Below are 17,412 nucleotides of genomic sequence, written 5' to 3'. Positions count from 1 at the left end.
CCGGAAGCCGCCGCCGGTGCGGCGGGAGCCCTCAGCCCGGCCGCCCGGCGAGCGCGGGGAAACGGGCCTCGATGCCGTCCAGCAGGACGGCCAGGCCGGTCTCGAACCGCTCGTCACGGCTGGGGTAGCGGGCCTCGCGGACCATCCGGTCGAGGTAGGGGAACCGGCCGGTGGCCAGCAGTTCCCTGATGTACGGACCCATCCGCTGCTGCCAGGTCCTGCGGTCCATGCCGGAGCGCAGGGCGGCCTCCCGCTCGGCCGTCTCGGCCTGCGTGGCGCCGGTGACCCAGTGCCGGATCAGGTTCACCACCTGCATCATCTCGTCGATGCCCAGCCCTCGGCCGTCGACCAGCGCGAGGTCGCGCTCGTTGCCGCGCAGCATGTTGGGCCCCATGACGGGCCGGCTGGCGACGGCGTGCGCCAGCCAGGGGTGCCGGCGCAGGGTCTCCCGGTAGCGACGGGCGAACGTGGCCAGGTCGGCCCGTACGTCACCGGTCGGCTCCTGCGGCTCGTACCCGAGGGCCTGGTCGATGACGACGGCGTACAGGTCCTCCTTGGTCGGCAGGTACCGGTACAGCGTCATCGCGCCCGTGCCCAGCTCCTTGGCGATGCGGCGCATCGTGACCGCCTCGATGCCCTCGCCGTCGGCCAGTGCGATCGCGACCTCGGCGATGCGCTCGCGGCTGTACGCCGGAACCGGCCCGCGCGCCCCCCGCTCGGGCCGCTGCCAGATGATCGGCTGCGGTTCGTTCAGGTCGCTCGGGCGGTCCGTGTCGTGTGGTTCGGCCATGCGCCCATGCTAAGTGCGTACAGCGTTCTCACCGCACTCACCGTGCTCACCGCGGACGGGCGAGGGCACCTCACCTGCCGCCCCGCTCTCCCGGCCGCCCACCGGCGGCACCGCGCCCAACCTGCCCCTCGGCCGGTTTCGCCTCCGTGGCCTGCGCCTCCTGGGCGGGGGGCCGCTGCCGGTGCCTCGGTACGACGGCACGCCGGGGCGGGCGGGTGAGCGTGATCTGCCGGACCAGCTGCTGGAAGCAGGCCAGCGACGCGACGCTCGGCAGGGCCGCCGCGACGTGGCCGGTCAGCGACCTGGGCGACTGGAGCACGCAGATCAGCAGCGCCGTCGCCGAGAAGAGGAGCACCACGCACCAGGAGTGGACGGCGCGTCGCTGGTGCACCGCGGCCCGCAGCACCGAGAGGGCCGCCACCAGCCACGGTCCGTACACGAGCAGCGGCCACCAGGCGGCCATGCCGCCTCCCGTGCGGGTGACCGCCAGCAGGTGCAGGGGGCTGTAGGCGACCATGCCACCGAACAGGCTCACCGCCGATGCCATGACGGCCACCATTCCCGTGATGGACAGGCTGATCACGCGGAGGCTGCTGACGCGCCGGCGCTTCCGGACCCTCCGGTGTCCCGCGGGCGCGTGCCGCAGGGGCGGCAGTTCGTCGGTGAGGTCCTGGAGGTTGCGCATCGGCGTACCGGGCGCCGGGTCGACGAGGGAGGCCTCCTCGCGCGCCGCCGGGATCTTCGGCCGCGGCTCGCCGTCCCGTTCCATGGCGTCCTGCAGCATGAAGGCGAGCTCTTCCGCCGGATCCCAGATCAGGTCCGCGGTTTCCGCACGGTCGACGAAGACGTCCGAGGCCGCCCGGTGCCGGCCCGTGCCGACGTCATGGAATTGCTGTCCGTGATCCTGGAATCCCCACGGGCCCGTTCGTTCGTCGTACATGATACGGACCGACTATTCCGCGCCGGAAAAAGACGAATGCCCTTGCGCGGTCATCCAGCGGCGGGCCAGATCGGCCTCCATGCAGAGCATCGATGCGACGAAGTCCCGCAGCAGCGGTTCGGTCACCCGGAGGGTCACCGCCCTTCCGTCCCTGATCAGCGCCCCGTTGGTCACGGCCGCCGAACCTCTTGGAGCGGAGACGTAGGTGTACGCCCCCAGCACGGCCGCCCGCTCGATCAGTTGACCCGCTCGTCCCTCGGTCGCCCTGAGGTCGAAGCACCCATCCCCGGTTGCCTTCGTCATATCTCACCTAACGGCGCCCGGGTGGCACGGATACTGTGGCGAACGGGTGAGGGAATTGACAGACGAGCACTATTCCGACGACCCCTAATTCCGATACTTCAGGTCAATGGCCAGGTGTATCGCCACCAGGACCGGGCCGATTTACCGCCACCCGGATTGTTTTTCCGATCTGCACCGACGCCCCCGGGCACCACACCTACGGGAACGACACCCATGACAACGCAAAAAACCCCAGCCCGGATGCATCCGGGCTGGGGCTGGTGGAGCCGCCTTCGGGATTCGAACCCGAGACCTACGCATTACGAGTGCGTTGCTCTGGCCATCTGAGCTAAGGCGGCGCGCCGTTGCGCACCATGGTGCGATCGGCAACGTCGGTAAGTCTACACAGTTTCCCAGGGTGCTCCGACCACACCCCTGGCCTCGCCCTACGTGCAGCGCTTGCCCTCCGCCGGGGGTGTGCCGCGCAGCAGGTAGGTGTCGATCGCGGTGTCGATGCAGGAGCTGCCGCGGCCGTACGCGGTGTGGCCGTCGCCCTCGTAGGTCAGCAGGCGGCCCGAGGCGAGCTGGCCGGCCAGGGCCTGAGCCCAGCGGTACGGGGTCGCCGGGTCGCGGGTGGTGCCGACCACGACGATCGGCGCCGCGCCCTTCGCCTCGATGCGGTGCGGCTCACCCGTGGGCGCCACCGGCCAGTACGCGCAGTTCAGCGACGACCAGGCCAGGCCCTCGCCGAAGACCGGCGACGCCTCCTCGAACGACGGCACCGCCTTCGCGACCTGGTCCGGGGTGTCGAAGGAGGGCGGCAGGTCCAGGCAGTTCACGGCCGCGTTGGCGAACATCAGGTTGCTGTAGCGGCCGTCGGGGTCCCGCTCGTAGTAGCTGTCCGACAGGGCGAGCAGGCCGGAGCCGTCGTCGCGCTTCATCGCCGCGGTCAGCGCCTCGCGCAGCTCGCCCCACGCGCTCTCGTCGTACATCGCCGCGATCACACCGGTCGTGGCCAGCGACTCGCCGAGCGTGCGGCCGTCGGCGTCGCCGGCCGGGATCGGGTGGGCGTCGAGCCGGTCGAAGAACGCCTTGAGGTTGCGGCCCACCTGCGCGGGCGTCGTACCGGGGCCGCCGAGCGGGCAGTCCGACTGCCGTACGCAGTCCTTCGCGAACGACTGGAACGCCGTCTCGAAGCCCTTCGTCTGGTCCAGGTTCATCCGGCGCGCCGACAGCGACGGGTCCATCGCGCCGTCCAGCACCAGCCGGCCCACCCGCTGCGGGTAGAGCCCCGCGTACGTCGCACCGAGGAACGTCCCGTACGACGCCCCCACGTAGTGCAGCTTCCGGTCGCCGAGCAGGGCTCGCAGGATGTCCATGTCCCGCGCCGCCTCGACCGTGGAGACGTGGCGCAGCAGCTTCGGGGCGTCGGCGCCGCACCCCTCGGCGAACGTCTTGAACGCGCCGACCAGCTCGGTCTTCTCCCGCTGGTCGTCCGGCGTGACGTCGGTCTGCGTGTACGCGTCCATCTTCGGCCCGTTCAGGCACTCGACGGGCTCGCTGCGGGCCACGCCACGCGGGTCGACGGCCACCATGTCGTAGCGGGCGCGCACCGGGGCCGGGTAGCCCACGCCCGCGTACTGCTGGAGGTAGCCGATCGCCGAGCCGCCCGGACCGCCCGGGTTCACCAGCAGCGACCCGATCCGCTTCCCCGGGCCGGTGGCCTTCTTGCGGGCCACCGCCAGCCGCACGTCGCCACCGTCCGGCTTCGCGTAGTCGAGCGGCGCCTTCATGGTGGCGCACTGGAAGCCGGGCACACCGCAGTCACGCCAGCTCAGCCGCTGGCCGTAGTACGGCGCCAGCGCCGACGGCGTCGCCTTCGGCAGCGGGGTGAGCACCGCCTCGGCCGCGGCGGTACTGGTCGAGCCCGCGGCGGTGCTGGCGCCTTGGGCGGAGCAGGCCGGGACGAGCAGCGCGGCCAGGGCGAGCAGGCCGAGACCGGTGGGGTGCCGGCGCCTTCGGTGGCCGGTGCGAGTGCTGGGGCGGGGGGAGCGCAGGGCGTGCATCAAGCGAGCGTAACTCTGCGCAACCGCTCAGGTGCTCTCCGTGTCGGATGCCCCACGGACGAGTGACACGGTCGTCAGCCGTCTCCGCGTGCCGTGCCGTCAGCCCGCTCTCAGCGCCATCGTCATCGCCTCCACCGCCAGCAGAGGCGCGACGTTGCGGTCCAGGGCGTCGCGGCACGCGGCGACCGCCTCGATGCGGCGCAGGGTCGCCTCGGGGGTGCTCGCGCGGGCCAGCCGCTCCAGGGCGTCCTGCGCGTCCGCGTTGGCGATGGCGACGCGGGAGCCGAGCTGGAGGGCGAGGACGTCGCGGTAGAACGCGGTGAGGTCGGTCAGGGCGACGTCGAGGCTGTCGCGCTGGGTCCGCGTGCGGCGGCGCTTCTGCTTGTCCTCCAGGTCCTTCATCACGCCCGCGGTGCCGCGCGGGAGCCGGCCGCCCTGGACCGCGCCCAGCGCCGCCTTCAGCTCCTCGGTCTCCTTGCCGTCCAGTTCCTCGGCGAGCGCCTTGGCGTCCTCGGCGGCCGCGTCGACCAGTTCCTGGGCCGCCTTGAGGGCTCCGCCGACGTCCTCGACGCGCAGGGGCAGCTTCAGCACGGCGGCGCGGCGCTCACGGGCGGCGGGGTCGGTGGCGAGGCGCCGGGCGCGGTCGACGTGGCCCTGCGTGGCGCGGGCGGCGGCCACGGCGACCGCGGGCTCGATGCCCTCCCTGCGCATCAGCAGGTCGGCTACCGCGTCCACCGAGGGCGTGCGCAGGTTCAGGTGGCGGCAGCGGGAGCGGATCGTGGGCAGCACGTCCTCGATGGACGGGGCGCACAGCAGCCAGACGGTGCGGGGGGCCGGCTCCTCGACGGCCTTGAGGACGGCGTTGGCCGACTTCTCGTTCAGGCGCTCGGCGTCATCGACGAGGATGACCTGCCAGCGGCCGTTCGCCGGCGACGTGAAGGACTTGCGGACCGTGTCGCGCATGTCCTCGGCGAGGATCTGGGTGCCTACGGCGGCGACGGTCGTGACGTCCGCGTGCGTGCCGATCAGGGCGGTGTGGCAGCCGTCGCAGAAGCCGCAGCCGGGGACGCCGCCCAGGGCGCGGTCGGGGCTGACGCACTGGAGGGCGGCGGCGAAGGCGCGGGCGGCCTGGGTGCGGCCGGCCCCCGGAGGGCCGGTGAACAGCCACGCGTGCGTCATCTTCGACGCCTCGGGCGGCGGGGCGCCGGTGGAGACCGCCGTGACGAACGCGTCGGCGTCCCGGGCGGCCGCGGCCAGCTGCTCGCAGACCTTCTCCTGCCCGACCAGGTCGTCCCACACGGTCATCGCTCGGCGCCGCCCTTCCGTGGTGCTCGGTGTCGCGGCTTCCATTGTGGGGGGCGGCACTGACAGCGGACGCCGTCAGCCGGCCCGCCCCCCACCGGGAACCTCAGCGGCGGCGCCCCCACCCGCGCCCGCGGCCCTCGTCCGGCTCGTCCTCCCCGCGGTGCGGGCCGAGCAGTTCGTCCGCCAGGGTCGGCAGGTCGTCGAGGGGCGTCTCCTCGGCCCAGTCGGAGCGGGTGCGGCGCCGCGGGGTGCCGTCCTCGTCGATCTGGGGCAGCTCACGCGTGCGGTCGTCCGGCCCCGCATCCTCGTCGCGGGCCGGTCCGGCCGGCCCGTCGCGGAAGAACCCGGGCGGCACCCGGCGGTCCACCGGCTCCTCGTCCCGCACCGGCGGCAGCACCGCCGTCTCCTCCTGCGGCGACACCGGAGGCAGTACAGCCGTCTCCTCCTGCGCCGAGACGGGCGGCAGCACCGCGGTCTCCTCCGACTCCGACGCCGGCCTTCCGGCGGGCTCCGCCGCGACCTTCGGCTGCGGCAGCTCCGCCGTCACCTCGGCGTCGGCAACCGCACCGTCGGCCCGCGCGTCCGGCTCCTTGTCACCGCGCACCGGGCGCAGCACCGTCGTGTCGTCCGACGTACCCGGCGAGGACACCACCGGCGTCGGCACGGTCAGCGCGTCCGGTGCGGCCGTGGCCGCCGCGGCCGGACGGGGTGCCACCGGCTTCGGTCCGGCCTGAGCCGCCGCGGCGGCCTCCTCGGCCGCCCGCCGGGCCTCCTCGGCCCGCAGCAGTGCCTCCTCGGCCTTGCGCTGCTTCTCCAGCCGCCGCGCCTCGGCCTCGGCGCGCAGCCTGGCCTCCTGCTCGGCCTGCTGGCGGCGCCGCTCCTCCTCGGCCTTGCGGCGCGCCTCCTCCTCGGCCCGGGCCTTCTCCTCGGCGAGCAGCCGCTGCCGCTCCTCCTCGGCCCGGCGGCGCGCTTCCTCGGCCCGCTGCCGGGCCTCCTCCGCCTGCCGCTCGGCCTCGCGGCGCTGCGCCTCCTCCAGCTCGCGCCGCTTGCGCTCCTCCTCCTCGGCGCGCAGCTTGGCGAGCTGCTCCTGGCGCTCGCGCTCCAAGCGCTCCTCCTCGGCCTTGCGCCGGGCCTCCTCCTCGGCCTTGCGGCGCGCCTCTTCCTCGGCCTTGCGCCGGGCCTCCTCCCGGGCCGCGATCTCGGCCTCGGACAGCGGCAGCATCCGGTCGAGGCGGTGGCGGATCACCGTCGTGACGCCCTCCGGCTCCTGACCGGCGTCCACGACGAGGTAGCGGCCGGGATCGGACGCGGCCAGCGTGAGGAACCCGGAGCGCACGCGCGCGTGGAACTCCGCCGGCTCCGACTCCAGCCGGTCCGGCGCCTCCGTGAACCGCTCGCGCGCGGTCTCCGGCGAGACGTCCAGCAGCACCGTCAGGTGCGGCACCAGTCCGTTCGTCGCCCAGCGCGAGATGCGCGCGATCTCGACCGGGGACAGGTCGCGACCGGCGCCCTGGTAGGCCACGGACGAGTCGACGTACCGGTCGGAGATGACCACCGCGCCGCGCTCCAGCGCCGGGCGCACCACGGTGTCCACGTGCTCGGCGCGGTCCGCCGCGTACAGCAGCGCCTCCGCGCGGTGCGAGAGCCCGGCGCTGGAGACGTCCAGCAGGATCGACCGCAGCCGCTTGCCGACCGGCGTGGCGCCCGGCTCGCGGGTGAGGACGACCTCGTGGCCCTTGGCGCGGATCCACTCGGCCAGCGCCTCGGCCTGCGTGGACTTGCCGGCGCCGTCGCCGCCCTCCAGGGCGATGAAGAAACCGTTCGTCGCAGGGGCCGAAGTCGGCTCGTCACCGCCGAGGACCGCGTCGCGCAGGTCCTTGCGCAGCGGGACGCCCGAGCGGTCGTCGAGCTTGGCCAGCACCAGCACGGCCACCGGGAGCAGCAGCGCGCCCACCAGCATCAGCGTGAACGCCGCGCCGCCGTGCGCGAAGACGAACTTGCCGTTCTCCAGCCGGTGCGGCCCGATCAGCGCGGCCACCAGCGGGGCGATCAGCGCGCCCAGCGCCACGAACACCCGGACCACCGCGTGCAGGTGCTCCGTCGTGCGCGCCTTGCGCAGCTCCTCGGCCTCCTGGTCGAGCAGCGTGTGCCCGACGTTGGCGGCGACGCCCGCGCCGACCCCGGCCAGCGTGACGATCAGCAGCACGCTGGTGACGTCCGGCACCAGTCCGGCCGCGAGCAGGGCGACGCCGGTGAAGGCGATGGCCAGCGACAGCAGGCGGCGCCGCGACAGGGCGGGCAGCACGGACGGCGCCGTACGGATGCCGACGACGACCCCACCGGTCAGGCCGAGGACCAGCAGGCCGTAGAGCACCGGGCCGCCGCCCAGGTCCTTGGCGTGCAGCACGGCGACGGCGACCGCCGCGGAGACCGCCCCGGCGACCGCAGCGCAGGCGAGCACCAGCAGCGGGATCGCGCGCGTGCGGCCGGCGTCCACCCCGGCGGACGTGCGCGGCCGGCGCAGTCCCTCGAGCGGCGAACGCGCGCGGGGCGTCCGCGTGTCGGGAAGCTCCAGGTAGACCACGACGGACAGCGCCGCGGCGAACAGTCCGGCCGCCACGTACGAAGCGAGGGCCGCCTGGTGCTGGGCGAACCAGTCGATGCCCGTGCCCAGCAGGTTGTTGACCAGTCCGGCCACGACCAGCGCGGCCGCGCCGAGCGGGATGGCCAGGAAGCCGGTGCGCAGCGACAGGCGGCGCAGGGCGTCGAGGTGGTCCGGCAGCGGCCGTACCGTCGCGCCCTCCGGGGGCGGCGGGGGGAGCAGCGCGGGCGCCGCGCTCTCGCGCGCTATCGTCCAGAACCGCTCGGCGACCCCGAGCACGAAGACGGTGACGAGGAGCAGCGCGAGGGCGTTGTCCGGCGTCCAGTCGATCCACAGCGGCGCCACGATCAGCAGCGCGGCCCGCAGGCCGTCCGCGCCGACCATGGTCCAGCGCCGGTCGAGCGGGCCGTCCTTGGCGGTGAGGGTGGTCAGCGGTCCGAGCAGCACCGCCCCGAAGAGCAGGGTGGCCAGAACGCGCACCGCGAAGACGGTCGTCACCGCGAAGGCCACGCCCCGGTAGCCGCCCCCGAAGGAGCCCTGGTCGATGGCCGCCTGCAGGGCGAGGAGGACCAGCACCAGGAGGGCGAGGGCGTCGCCCACACCGCCCACGAGCTGGGCGCTCCACAGCCGCCGTACGGTCGGCTGACGCAACAGGGCGCGCACGGCGCGTTCGCGGGAGTCGGCCACCAGGGCTTCGTCCGGGGCGGGTGTGGGGGCCGTTGGCTGCTCGGCTCGGGTCATGCATTCAGCCTATCGGCCGCGGCTGACACCGAGTGGGACACGCCCGAACGCACGCACGCCCCGACCCACCGAAGTGGGGCAGGGCGCGCGGATCGTGGAGCCGCGGTGAAGAACTGGCGGAGGATCAGAGGATCATCGGACCAGCAGGGCGGAGGCTCAGTCCTCGGAGGCCGCCGTCCGCGAAGCCGCCGCGGTCTTCTTGGCGGTGGCCGTCGTCTTGGCGGCCGCCGACTTGGCGGTCGTCTTCTTCGCGGTCGCCTTCTTCGCGGTCGTCTTCTTGGCGGCGGTCTTGGTCGCGGCCGCCTTCTTGGCCGGGGCCTTCTTCGCTGCGGCCTTCTTCGTCGTCTTCTTGGCGGGAGCCTTGGCGCGCTTCTCGGCGAGCAGCTCGTAGCCGCGCTCCGGGGTGATCGCCTCGACGCTGTCGTCGGAGCGCAGGGTCGCGTTGGTCTCCCCGTCGGTGACGTACGGCCCGAAGCGGCCGTCCTTCACCACGACCGGCTTCCCGCTGACCGGGTCCTCGCCCAGTTCCTTCAGCGGCGGCTTGGCGGCCGCCCGACCGCGCTGCTTGGGCTGGGCGTAGATCGCCAGCGCCTCCTCCAGCGTGATCGTGAAGAGCTGGTCCTCGGACTGCAGGGACCGCGAGTCCGTGCCCTTCTTCAGGTACGGGCCGTAGCGGCCGTTCTGCGCGGTGATCTCCTGGCCCTCGGCGTCGGCGCCGACGACGCGCGGCAGCGACATCAGCCGGAGGGCGTCGTCCAGGGTCACGGTGTCCAGCGACATCGTCTTGAACAGCGAGGCCGTGCGCGGCTTGACCGCGTTCTTGCCGGTCTTCGGCGTGCCCTCGGGCAGCACCTCGGTGACGTACGGGCCGTAGCGGCCGTCCTTGGCGATGATCTGGTGGCCGGTCGCCGGGTCGGTGCCCAGCTCGAAGTCACCGCTCGGCTTGGCGAGCAGTTCCTCCGCCAGCTCCACGGACAGCTCGTCAGGCGCCAGGTCCTCGGGGATGTCGGCGCGCTGGTGGTTCTCGGAGTCCTTCTCGCCGCGCTCGATGTACGGCCCGTAGCGGCCGACGCGCAGCACGATGCCGTTGCCCACCGGGAACGACGACACCTCGCGCGCGTCGATGGCGCCCAGGTCGGTCACCAGCTCCTTGAGGCCGCCGAGGTGGTCCCCGTCGCCGTTGCCGGCGTCGGCGGCGCCGCCGGTGACCGTGCCCTCGCCGAAGTAGAACCGCTTCAGCCACGGCACGGCCTGGGCCTCACCGCGCGCGATGCGGTCGAGGTCGTCCTCCATGCGAGCGGTGAAGTCGTAGTCGACGAGTCGCCCGAAGTGCTTCTCCAGGAGGTTGACCACGGCGAAGGACAGGAAGGACGGCACCAGGGCCGTGCCCTTCTTGAACACGTAGCCGCGGTCGAGGATCGTGCCGATGATCGACGCGTACGTCGACGGGCGGCCGATCTCCCGCTCCTCGAGCTCCTTGACCAGGCTGGCCTCGGTGTAGCGGGCCGGGGGCTTGGTCGCGTGCCCGTCGACCGTGATCTCCTCGGCCGACAGCGCATCGCCCTCGGCGACCTGCGGCAGGCGGCGCTCGCGGTCGTCCAGCTCGGCGTTCGGGTCGTCGGCGCCCTCGACGTAGGCCTTGAGGAAGCCGTGGAAGGTGATCGTCTTGCCGGAGGCGCTGAACTCGACGTCCCGGCCGTCGGCCGCGGTGCCGGCGATCTTGACCGTCACGCTGTTGCCGGTCGCGTCCTTCATCTGCGAGGCGACCGTGCGCTTCCAGATCAGCTCGTACAGCTTGAACTGGTCGCCGGTCAGACCGGTCTCGGCGGGGGTGCGGAAACGATCACCCGAGGGGCGGATCGCCTCGTGCGCCTCCTGCGCGTTCTTGACCTTGCCGGCGTACGTGCGCGGCTGCGGCGGCAGGTAGTCGGCGCCGTACAGCTGCGTGACCTGGGCGCGGGCGGCGGAGACCGCCGTGTCGCTCAGCGTCGTGGAGTCCGTACGCATGTAGGTGATGTAGCCGTTCTCGTACAGCTTCTGCGCGACCTGCATGGTGGCCTTCGCGCCGAAGCCGAGCTTGCGGCTCGCCTCCTGCTGCAGCGTCGTCGTGCGGAACGGGGCGTACGGCGAGCGGCGGTACGGCTTGGACTCGACGGAGCGCACCGCGAACCGGGTGTTCTCCAGGGCGGCGGCGAGGGCGCGGGCGTTCGCCTCGTCGAGGTGGAGGGTGTTCGCGCCCTTGAGCTGTCCCAGGGAGTCGAAGTCGCGGCCTTGCGCGACCCGCCTGCCGTCGACGGTCTGCAGCCGGGCGACCAGCGACGACGGGTCCGACGGGTCTCCCGCGCGGCCGGTCGAGAAGGTGCCCGTGAGGTCCCAGTACTCGGCGGAGCGGAAGGCGATGCGCTCGCGTTCCCGCTCGACGACGAGCCGGGTGGCGACGGACTGCACGCGGCCCGCCGACAGGCGCGGCATGACCTTCTTCCACAGGACCGGCGACACCTCGTAGCCGTAGAGACGGTCGAGGATGCGGCGGGTCTCCTGGGCGTCGACCAGGCGCTGGTTGAGCTGGCGCGGGTTGGCCACGGCGGCCTGGATCGCGGACTTGGTGATCTCGTGGAAGACCATCCGCTTGACCGGCACCTTGGGCTTGAGCACTTCCTGCAGGTGCCAGGCGATGGCCTCGCCCTCGCGGTCCTCATCGGTGGCGAGGTAGAGCTCGTCGGAGTCCTTCAGCAGGTCCTTGAGCTTCTTGACCTGTGCCCTCTTGTCGGCGTTGACGACGTAGATCGGCTCGAAGTCGTGTTCGACGTCCACGCCGAGGCGGCGCACCTCACCGGTGTACTTATCGGGCACCTCGGCGGCGCCGTTGGGGAGGTCGCGGATGTGCCCGACGCTCGCCTCGACAACGTATCCGGGGCCGAGATAGCCCTTGATCGTCTTCGCCTTGGCAGGCGACTCGACGATGACGAGTCGGCGGCCGCCCTTCGCGGTCTCGCTGGTCGGGGACAACTTCGCTCTTCTCTCCGGTCGACGCTGGGGCCTCCCCAGGCCTTCGTCCCGGGGCACGGTCATGGTGACGCTGCGGAGTGTGACGGTACATCCCGCCCCCGTGTCAAACGGGAAAAGCCCGCAACGGCCACTCGAACGGTAACCCGACTACCGCCATTCCTGCCGCCCGGACTGCCGACCGGTACTTTTCCACCCGACCGGAACACAGCCCTCCCCCTCAACGGTACGGCGCCCCGCGCCACCACCCCGATCCGGTGCTCACGGCCGGTGGGGCCCGCTCCTCAGAGCCGGGACAGGCACCACGCGCCCGCGGCCAGCGACAGCAGCGCGGCCAGGGTCGCGAGGGCCGCCGATGCGACAGGGCTCACACCGTGCGCGACGGGTTCGCGGTGCCGGACGCGCACCGCGGTCCACGCCAGCAGTGCGAGTCCGAACAGGGCGAACACCGCGCCCGTGAACACCGCCGGTCCGCCGTCCATGCCCGCCCCGCCCCTTTTTTCTCCCGCCCGCCCGTCGCCAGCCCCCGGAGACTGACACGCGCGGGCGGCGTCCGGGAGAACCGGAGGTGAACGGCGGGCCGACGGGGATGTGCGGGCGCGGGGAACGGGCCGGGCGCCGGGAACGGACCGGATGGCGCGCCACCGAGCCGCCGAGGGGGGCGGCGCGTGCTTTTCGGCCGACTTCCTTCCCCGGAGCCCGCGGCCCGTCATCGCGGTGCCGGCTCCAGGAACCCCTGCTCCACCAGCAGCCGGATCTGTGCGGGCGTGCGGTCGCGCAGCAGCACCGGGTCCTCGCCGACCAGCTGCGCTATGGCGTCCAGGATGCGGCCCGCGCTGAGCGTGCCGTCGCACACGCCCGCGAAGCCCGCGCCGACGGTGTCCACCTTGGTGGCCCGCCGCATGCCCCGGTGCTGGCGCAGCACGACGTGCTCGGGGTCCTCGGCCCCGGGCAGGCCGACCTGCTCCTGGACGATCTCCCCGGCCAGCCGGAAGTGCCCGGCGAGCAGCGCGGCGTCGTCGTGCGCGCGCAGGTAGTCCAGGCGCTCGAAGTGCGCCCGGACCGTGTCGCCGAGGGGCTGTTCGACCGGGTGCGGCCACTCCTCGGCCGTGATCACCGGCTCCGCGGCCGAGGTCCGGCGCAGCGTGATCCAGCCGAAGCCGACCGCCTTGACCTTGCGCGCCTCGAACTCGTCCAGCCAGGCGTCGTAGCGCGCCTGGTACTCGGCCGGGTCGCCGCGGTGGTCACCGGCGTCCCTGAGCCACAGCTCGGCGTACTGCGTGACGTCCTGCACCTCGCGCTGCACGATCCACGCGTCGCAGCCGCGCGGCACCCACGACCTGATCCGGTCCTGCCAGTCCTCCCCCTCCACGTGCTGCCAGTTCGCGAGGAACTGCGCGAACCCGCCCTCGTTCAGCCGTTCCCCCGCCCCTTGAACGAGCGAGCGGCACAGATCGTCCCCGCCCATCCCGCCGTCGCGGTACGTCAGCCGGGCGCCGGGCGAGATCACGAAGGGCGGGTTGGAGACGATCAGGTCGTACGACTCGTCGTCCCGGACCGGTTCGAACAGCGAGCCCTCGCGCAGGTCCGCGGCCGGGGCACCGGACAGCGCCAGGGTGAGCGCGGTGATGTGCAGCGCGCGCGGGTTGAGGTCGGTCGCGGTCACGCGCGTGGCGTGCCGGGACGCGTGCAGCGCCTGGATGCCGGAGCCGGTGCCCAGGTCGAGCGCGGACGCCATGGGCGTACGGACGGTGATGCCGGCGAGGGTCGTGGAGGCGCCGCCGACGCCGAGGACGACGCCCTCGTCGCGGCTGCCGATGCCGCCCGCGCCGCCGACCGCGCAGCCCAGGTCCGACACGATGAACCAGTCCTCGCCGTCGGGCCCGCCGTACGGCCGTACGTCCACGGTGGCGGCCAGGTCGCCCCCCGCGTCGCCGACGCGGGTGAGCCAGCCGCCCGCCACGCACGCGTGCACGGGCAGCACGCCCTCCACGCGCGCGTACGGCACGGGCTGCTGGAGCAGGAAGAGCCGGACGAGGGTCTCCAGCGGCGTGTCCCCGCGGGTCGCCCGCAGCGCGGGCACGGTTTCGCTGCGGGCCAGGGCCGCGTACGCGGGGGCGCCGAGCAGGTCGAGCAGGCCGTCGGCGGTGAAGGAGGCCGCGAGCAGGGCCTCGCGCAGCCGGGCGGCGACCTCATGGTCGGCGGAGGGCAGGGGGGACAGGGTGGCGTTACTCACGCCCCCATTGTGTCCCGTCCCCCTCGCGCCTTCGCGTCGCGTCGCGGGTGCGGCCCGGTCGGGATCAGCCCTGCGTCGTCTGCGGCGAGGTCCCGGCGGACGACGACGCGGCGACCTTCTTGCAGCTCTCCTGCTTGGCCATGGCCGACTTGACGTCGCCCTCCTCGAGGTTCTTCAGGGCGGTGTTGCCGCTCTTGCTGAGCGTGCCGAGTTGGGTGGCGATGTCCTGGAGGCCCTCGGCGAACTTCGCCTGGTCCTTGGTGTCGAGGACGTCGATCTTCTTCTTCAGGTCGGCGTAGGAGGTGGAGAGCGCGTTGAGCGCGGCGACGGCGTCCGACTGCTTCTTCTTGCCGTCCTCGACGCCGGGGGGCGCACCGGCGGAGTCGACGGCGCCGGCCAGCGCCTTGTAGGCGTCGGACATGTCCTGGAAGGCCTGGGAGTCGGTCTTCTGCACGGTGGCCGGCGCATTGTTGTCGGTGGCGGCCTTCTTGATCGCCTCGTTGGCCGCGTCGACCTTCGCGTCCTGGGCGGGCAGCGCGTCGCAGACCTGCTTGGCCCAGGCGTCGAGCTCCTTGTTCCCGTCGTCGTCGCTGCTGCTGCATCCCGTCAGCGCCAGTACCAGTACCGCACCGCCGGACAGTGCGGCCGCGAGCTTCTTGTTCACCGGTTGCGTCCCTTCCATGGCTCTCGGCCCCGGAACATACACGCAGACCGGGCGACCACCCCAGAACGGGTGACCGTTGTGCCCGGTCTTGCAGTGTTTCGCCCCGGAGGAGAGAAGCCTCACGGCGAGACGCGGCCCACATGGGCGGGGCGGGCGTCCGACGCGTCAACCCGCGTCGTCCGCCCGCCCGTTGAGCAGACCCCTGGAACCCTGCCTGGGGGCCGGCCCTACGAAACCACCGCCGGATCCGCCGACTTGGCGGGCCGCTCGGCGTCGTTGTCGTCCCCGACCGCGATGCCGCGCCGCTTGGAGACGTACACGGCGCCGACGATCACGAGGGCCGCCAGCACCGCGATCAGGATCCGCACCCCGACGTTCTTGTCGTCGCCGTAGGAGAACTTGATGACCGCGGGCGCGATGAGCAGCGCGACCAGGTTCATCACTTTCAGCAGCGGGTTGATCGCCGGGCCCGCGGTGTCCTTGAAGGGGTCGCCGACCGTGTCGCCGATCACCGTGGCCGCGTGGGCGTCGCTGCCCTTGCCGCCGTGGTGACCGTCCTCGACGAGCTTCTTGGCGTTGTCCCAGGCCCCGCCGGAGTTCGCCAGGAACACCGCCATCAGCGTGCCCGTGCCGATCGCGCCCGCCAGGTACGCGCCGAGCGCCCCGACACCCAGGGTGAACCCGATGAAGATCGGCGCCATGACGGCGAGCAGACCGGGCGTGGCCAGCTCGCGCAGGGCGTCCTTGGTGCAGATGTCGACGACCTTGCCGTACTCCGGCTTCTCGGTGAAGTCCATGATCCCGGGCCGCTCGCGGAACTGCCGGCGCACCTCGAAGACCACCGAGCCCGCCGACCGCGACACCGCGTTGATCGCCAGCCCCGAGAAGAGGAAGACGACCGCCGCGCCCGCGATGAGACCGACGAGGTTGTTGGGCTGGGAGATGTCCATCATCAGCGTCATCGGCGCGCCGTCGCCGCTGAGCTTCTCCCCGACGTCCTGCGCGCCGGTCGTGAGCGCGTCGCGGTACGACCCGAAGAGCGCCGACGCCGCGAGGACAGCGGTGGCGATGGCGATGCCCTTGGTGATGGCCTTGGTGGTGTTGCCGACCGCGTCGAGGTTGGTGAGCACCTGGGCACCCGCCCCCTGGACATCGCCGGACATCTCGGCGATGCCCTGCGCGTTGTCGGAGACCGGCCCGAAGGTGTCCATCGCGACGATCACACCGACCGTGGTGAGCAGGCCGGTGCCGGCCAGCGCCACCGCGAACAGCGCGAGCATGATCGACGCGCCGCCGAGCAGGAACGCCCCGTACACGCTGAGGCCGATGAGCAGGGCCGTGTAGACGGCCGACTCCAGGCCGAGGGAGATCCCGGCGAGGATGACGGTGGCGGGTCCGGTGAGCGACGTCTTGCCGATGTCCCGGACCGGGCGCCGGGTCGTCTCGGTGAAGTAGCCGGTCAGCTGCTGGATGACGGCGGCCAGCAGGATGCCGATGGCCACCGCGACGAGGGCGAGGATCCGCGGGTCACCGTTCTTCGCGCTGATCGCCGTGTCGGTGACGCCGTCCAGGTCGGCGTACCTGCCCGGCAGGTAGACGAACACCGCGATCGCGACGAGCACGAGCGAGATCACCGCGGAGACGAAGAAGCCCCGGTTGATCGCGGACATGCCGCTGCGGTCGGCGCGGCGTGGTGCGACCGCGAAGATCCCCACCATGGCCGTGAGCACGCCGATCGCGGGGACCAGCAGCGGGAAGGCGAGCCCTGCGTCGCCGAAGGCCGCCTTGCCGAGGATCAGCGCGGCGACCAGCGTCACGGCGTACGACTCGAACAGGTCGGCCGCCATGCCCGCGCAGTCGCCGACGTTGTCGCCCACGTTGTCGGCGATGGTCGCGGCGTTGCGCGGGTCGTCCTCGGGGATGCCCTGCTCGACCTTGCCGACCAGGTCGGCGCCCACGTCGGCGGCCTTGGTGAAGATGCCGCCGCCGACACGCATGAACATGGCGATCAGGGCGGCGCCGAGACCGAATCCCTCCAGCACCTTCGGCGCGTCGGCCGCGTACACGAGCACGACGCAGGAGGCGCCGAGCAGGCCGAGGCCCACCGTGAACATGCCGACCACACCGCCCGTACGAAAAGCGATCTTCATCGCTTTGTGCGAGACGGTGATGAGATCCTTTTCCGGTTCGCCTTCCGCGGGCGTCGCTTCCCGGGCCGCCGCGGCGACCCGCACATTGCTGCGCACGGCGAGCCACATGCCGATATAACCGGTGGCCGCGGAGAACACGGCGCCGATCAAGAAGAACAGGGATCGTCCGGCGCGCTGTTTCCAGTCGTCGGCGGGCAGCAGCATGAGCAGGAAGAAGACGACCACGGCGAATACGCCGAGGGTGCGCAGCTGCCGGGCCAGGTAGGCGTTGGCGCCTTCCTGGACCGCCGCGGCGATCTCCTTCATGCTGTCGGTGCCCTCGCCGGCCGCGAGCACCTGCCGCAGCAGCAGGCCCGCGACCACCAGGGCGGCCAGGGCCACGAGCCCGATGACCATCACGAGGATGCGGTTGTCGTCGGTCAGCACCGCGGCTGCGAACGTTGTGGTGTGGTCCAACCGTTGAGGGGTAGAAAGCCCCGCCATTCGTCCTCCTTGACGCTTGGGCTGAGCTCAAGATGTGGACGGATTGTAGGTACCGGAACCCGATCAAAACAGATCGCGGGAAACGGAATTCGCCTCGGCGTCAAGTAATGCCTCAAAGGCGTTGATCGTGAATTGCTTCACGATATT

Annotated in this window: 11 protein-coding genes and 1 tRNA gene; all 12 read right to left on the bottom strand. The window is 72.4% G+C overall.

The features are described 5' to 3' along the window. Nucleotides 1-31 precede the first annotated feature (31 nt). A complete protein-coding gene (locus tag E4U91_RS19215) occupies nt 32-790 on the bottom strand; it encodes a TetR/AcrR family transcriptional regulator (RefSeq protein ID WP_137308003.1) in 759 nt (252 codons plus the stop codon). 70 nt (nt 791-860) lie between these two features. After that, nucleotides 861-1,730, bottom strand: coding sequence for a DUF2637 domain-containing protein (locus E4U91_RS19210; RefSeq protein ID WP_137308002.1), 870 nt, complete (start codon nt 1,728-1,730; stop codon nt 861-863). Nucleotides 1,731-1,742: 12 nt separating this feature from the next. Beyond that, the gene (locus tag E4U91_RS19205) at nt 1,743-2,033 is read right to left on the bottom strand and encodes a hypothetical protein (RefSeq protein WP_241678628.1); all 291 of its coding nucleotides are present in this window, start codon (nt 2,031-2,033) and stop codon (nt 1,743-1,745) included. Nucleotides 2,034-2,294: 261 nt separating this feature from the next. Further along, nucleotides 2,295-2,371 (bottom strand) — tRNA-Thr (locus tag E4U91_RS19200). 87 nt (nt 2,372-2,458) lie between these two features. Beyond that, nucleotides 2,459-4,078 carry an alpha/beta hydrolase gene (locus E4U91_RS19195; protein WP_137308001.1) on the bottom strand — a complete coding sequence of 540 codons (1,620 nt, stop codon included), beginning with the start codon at nt 4,076-4,078 and terminating at the stop codon, nt 2,459-2,461. A gap of 99 nt (nt 4,079-4,177) precedes the next feature. Next, nucleotides 4,178-5,383, bottom strand: a complete 1,206-nt coding sequence (locus E4U91_RS19190) for a DNA polymerase III subunit delta' (RefSeq protein ID WP_137308000.1) — start codon at nt 5,381-5,383, stop codon at nt 4,178-4,180. Nucleotides 5,384-5,486: 103 nt separating this feature from the next. Continuing rightward, the gene (gene tmk / locus E4U91_RS19185) at nt 5,487-8,726 is read right to left on the bottom strand and encodes a dTMP kinase (protein ID WP_137307999.1); all 3,240 of its coding nucleotides are present in this window, start codon (nt 8,724-8,726) and stop codon (nt 5,487-5,489) included. Between the two features lie 156 nt (nt 8,727-8,882). Next, entirely contained in the window at nt 8,883-11,735 is a 2,853-nt protein-coding gene (gene topA / locus E4U91_RS19180; protein ID WP_137307998.1) for a type I DNA topoisomerase, read from the bottom strand. Between the two features lie 281 nt (nt 11,736-12,016). After that, on the bottom strand, nt 12,017-12,214 hold the full coding sequence (locus tag E4U91_RS19175) for a hypothetical protein (protein WP_067240831.1): 198 nt from the start codon (nt 12,212-12,214) through the stop codon (nt 12,017-12,019). Nucleotides 12,215-12,441: 227 nt separating this feature from the next. Continuing rightward, nucleotides 12,442-13,968: a DUF7059 domain-containing protein gene (locus E4U91_RS19170; RefSeq protein ID WP_137307997.1), complete on the bottom strand. Its 1,527-nt coding sequence runs from the start codon at nt 13,966-13,968 to the stop codon at nt 12,442-12,444. 64 nt (nt 13,969-14,032) lie between these two features. Further along, nucleotides 14,033-14,650 (bottom strand): small secreted protein, encoded by a 618-nt coding sequence (locus E4U91_RS19165; protein WP_137307996.1) that lies wholly within the window; start codon nt 14,648-14,650, stop codon nt 14,033-14,035. A gap of 209 nt (nt 14,651-14,859) precedes the next feature. Then, nucleotides 14,860-17,265, bottom strand: coding sequence for a sodium-translocating pyrophosphatase (locus E4U91_RS19160; protein WP_137307995.1), 2,406 nt, complete (start codon nt 17,263-17,265; stop codon nt 14,860-14,862). Nucleotides 17,266-17,412: the final 147 nt, after the last annotated feature.

The sequence above is a fragment of the Streptomyces lasalocidi genome, from assembly GCF_005280215.1.
GTDB lineage: Bacteria > Actinomycetota > Actinomycetes > Streptomycetales > Streptomycetaceae > Streptomyces > Streptomyces longwoodensis.
The sequence above is the reverse complement of the archived record's forward strand: the minus strand, read 5'-3'. Positions and strand labels throughout refer to the sequence as shown.

What these genes read in the sequence shown, in the direction of transcription:
- E4U91_RS19215 (WP_137308003.1), bottom strand. Translation starts at nt 790, where the DNA reads ATGGCCGAACCACACGACACGGACCGCCCGAGCGACCTGAACGAACCG.
- E4U91_RS19210 (WP_137308002.1), bottom strand. Translation starts at nt 1,730, where the DNA reads ATGTACGACGAACGAACGGGCCCGTGGGGATTCCAGGATCACGGACAG.
- E4U91_RS19205 (WP_241678628.1), bottom strand. Translation starts at nt 2,033, where the DNA reads ATGACGAAGGCAACCGGGGATGGGTGCTTCGACCTCAGGGCGACCGAG.
- E4U91_RS19195 (WP_137308001.1), bottom strand. Translation starts at nt 4,078, where the DNA reads ATGCACGCCCTGCGCTCCCCCCGCCCCAGCACTCGCACCGGCCACCGA.
- E4U91_RS19190 (WP_137308000.1), bottom strand. Translation starts at nt 5,383, where the DNA reads ATGACCGTGTGGGACGACCTGGTCGGGCAGGAGAAGGTCTGCGAGCAG.
- tmk (WP_137307999.1), bottom strand. Translation starts at nt 8,726, where the DNA reads ATGACCCGAGCCGAGCAGCCAACGGCCCCCACACCCGCCCCGGACGAA.
- E4U91_RS19175 (WP_067240831.1), bottom strand. Translation starts at nt 12,214, where the DNA reads ATGGACGGCGGACCGGCGGTGTTCACGGGCGCGGTGTTCGCCCTGTTC.
- E4U91_RS19165 (WP_137307996.1), bottom strand. Translation starts at nt 14,650, where the DNA reads ATGGAAGGGACGCAACCGGTGAACAAGAAGCTCGCGGCCGCACTGTCC.
- E4U91_RS19160 (WP_137307995.1), bottom strand. Translation starts at nt 17,265, where the DNA reads ATGGCGGGGCTTTCTACCCCTCAACGGTTGGACCACACCACAACGTTC.